Source organism: Ornithinimicrobium sp. (assembly GCF_035267225.1).
GTDB lineage: Bacteria > Actinomycetota > Actinomycetes > Actinomycetales > Dermatophilaceae > Ornithinicoccus.
Genome location: NZ_DATFMA010000123.1, coordinates 1 through 2052 on the forward strand (window position 1 = coordinate 1; position 2052 = coordinate 2052).

Annotated in this window: 2 protein-coding genes; both read left to right on the plus strand. The window is 70.0% G+C overall.

Annotated features, from left to right (window positions below; all coding sequences use genetic code 11):
• On the plus strand, positions 1-1312 hold a 1312-nt coding region (locus VJ976_RS12430), incomplete at its 5' end, for a TRCF domain-containing protein (RefSeq protein ID WP_324100545.1).
• Positions 1313-1384: 72 nt separating this feature from the next.
• Positions 1385-1900 carry a hypothetical protein gene (locus VJ976_RS12435; protein ID WP_324100546.1) on the plus strand — a complete coding sequence of 172 codons (516 nt, stop codon included), beginning with the start codon at positions 1385-1387 and terminating at the stop codon, positions 1898-1900.
• Positions 1901-2052 lie beyond the last annotated feature (152 nt).

Consider the following 2052-nt stretch of genomic DNA (forward strand, 5'->3'; position numbering starts at 1 on the left):
GTTCAAGGAGCTCGGGCTGGTCATCGTGGACGAGGAGCAGCGCTTCGGGGTGGAGCACAAGGAGCAGCTCAAGGCGCTGCGCACCAACGTCGACGTGCTGGCCATGTCGGCCACCCCGATCCCACGCACGCTGGAGATGGCCGTGACCGGCATCCGGGAGATGTCCACCCTGGCCACGCCGCCGGAGGAACGCCACCCCGTGCTCACCTTCGTCGGCGCCTACGACGACAAGCAGATCACCGCCGCGATCCGCCGCGAGCTCCTACGAGAAGGTCAGGTGTTCTACGTCCACAACAAGGTGAGCTCGATCGACAAGGCGGCGAGCCGGCTGCGCGACCTGGTCCCGGAGGCCCGGGTGGCGGTGGCGCACGGGCAGATGGGCGAGCAGCGCCTCGAGCAGGTGGTCGTCGACTTCTGGGAGCGACGTTTCGACGTGCTCGTGTGCACCACCATCGTGGAGACGGGCCTGGACATCTCGAACGCCAACACCCTCATCCTCGAGCGTTCGGACCAGATGGGCCTGTCGCAGCTGCACCAGCTGCGCGGCCGGGTGGGACGAGGTCGCGAACGTGCCTACGCCTACTTCCTCTACCCCCCGGAGAAGCCGCTCACCGAGACGGCGGTGGATCGGCTGCAGACCATTGCCGGCAACACCGACCTCGGGGCGGGAATGGCGGTGGCGATGAAGGACCTGGAGATCCGCGGGGCCGGCAACCTGCTCGGCGGCGAGCAGTCCGGCCACATCGCCGGCGTGGGCTTCGACCTCTACGTCCGCCTGGTGGGCGAGGCCGTGGCGGAGTTCAAGGGCGAGGGGGAGTCGATGCCGGTCGAGGTGAAGATCGAGCTGCCGGTCGACGCCCACCTGCCGCACGACTACATCCCCGGGGAGCGCCTGCGCCTGGAGGCGTACCGCAAGCTCGCCCAGGTACGGGACGCAGGCGAGGTGGCCGCGGTGCGCGCCGAGCTCGAGGACCGCTACGGCCCCCCGCCGGCGCCCGTGCTCACCCTGCTCGACGTGGCCACGTTGCGCACCGTGGCCCGGGCGGCCGGAATCAGCGACGTGGCGCTCCAAGGTCAGCGCGTGCGGTTCGCTCCCGTCGCGTCGCTGCGGGAGTCACAGCAGCTGCGGCTCAACCGCCTCTATCCCGGCACCCTGCTCAAGCCCGCCACCCGCACCGCCCTGGTGCCCGTGCCCAAGACCCCGGGCATCGGGGGGCGCCCCCTGCGGGACGGCGCGATGCTGGACTGGGCGGCCAGGTGGATCACAGCGATCCTGCTCGACGACCTCGGCGCCGCAGCCGACTCGGCGTGATGTCGACGCGGCAGGGGAGATGACATGATGGGCGTTGTGAGGCGAACAAGGCTGCACCCCAGGCCCAGTGTGGTGAGCGCCGTCGCGGCGGTGGCAGGGCTGACGCTCCTCAGCGCGTGTGGCAACCTCTCGGCCGACGAGGCCGCCGTCATCGACGGGGAGACGGTTGGTGAGGACCAGCTGCAGGAGACCACCTCCGAGCTGAACACCATCGCGGCCGAGCCGTTCACGCCCCCGACGGTGCTGAGCGAGCTGGTGCGAGCCCCGTTCTTGGACGACGCCTTCGCGGGCACCTCGGCTGAGCTCACCGATGAGGAGGTGAGCCAGCTCCTCGCCGACAACGGCCTGGACAATCCCTCGACCCTGACGGTGGACGTGGCCCGGACCCGTCAGTACCAGACCCTGCTGCAGAACCCGGAGGCCGCGCAGGACTCCCAGGTGGCCAAGGCGGCCGAGAAGCTGCAGAAGATCACGGTCGCCGACATCGAGAAGCTGGACGTGGAGATCAACCCGCGCTACGGCAGCTTCGATCCGCAGACCGCCTCGATCGTGCCCGAGAACCCGGAATGGATCTCCAGCGAAGGCTGAGCCTGCTGGTCACCTCCCCCCGGGTGGCGCCCGGGCTGCTCTCGTATCAGGCCTGGCAGTCCCTCGAGCAGGCCACCGGGCTCTATGCCCGCACTCTGGAGCCCGCGAGCACCGCGAGCGTGGTCGCAGCCACCGGGTATGAGGTGCACGCG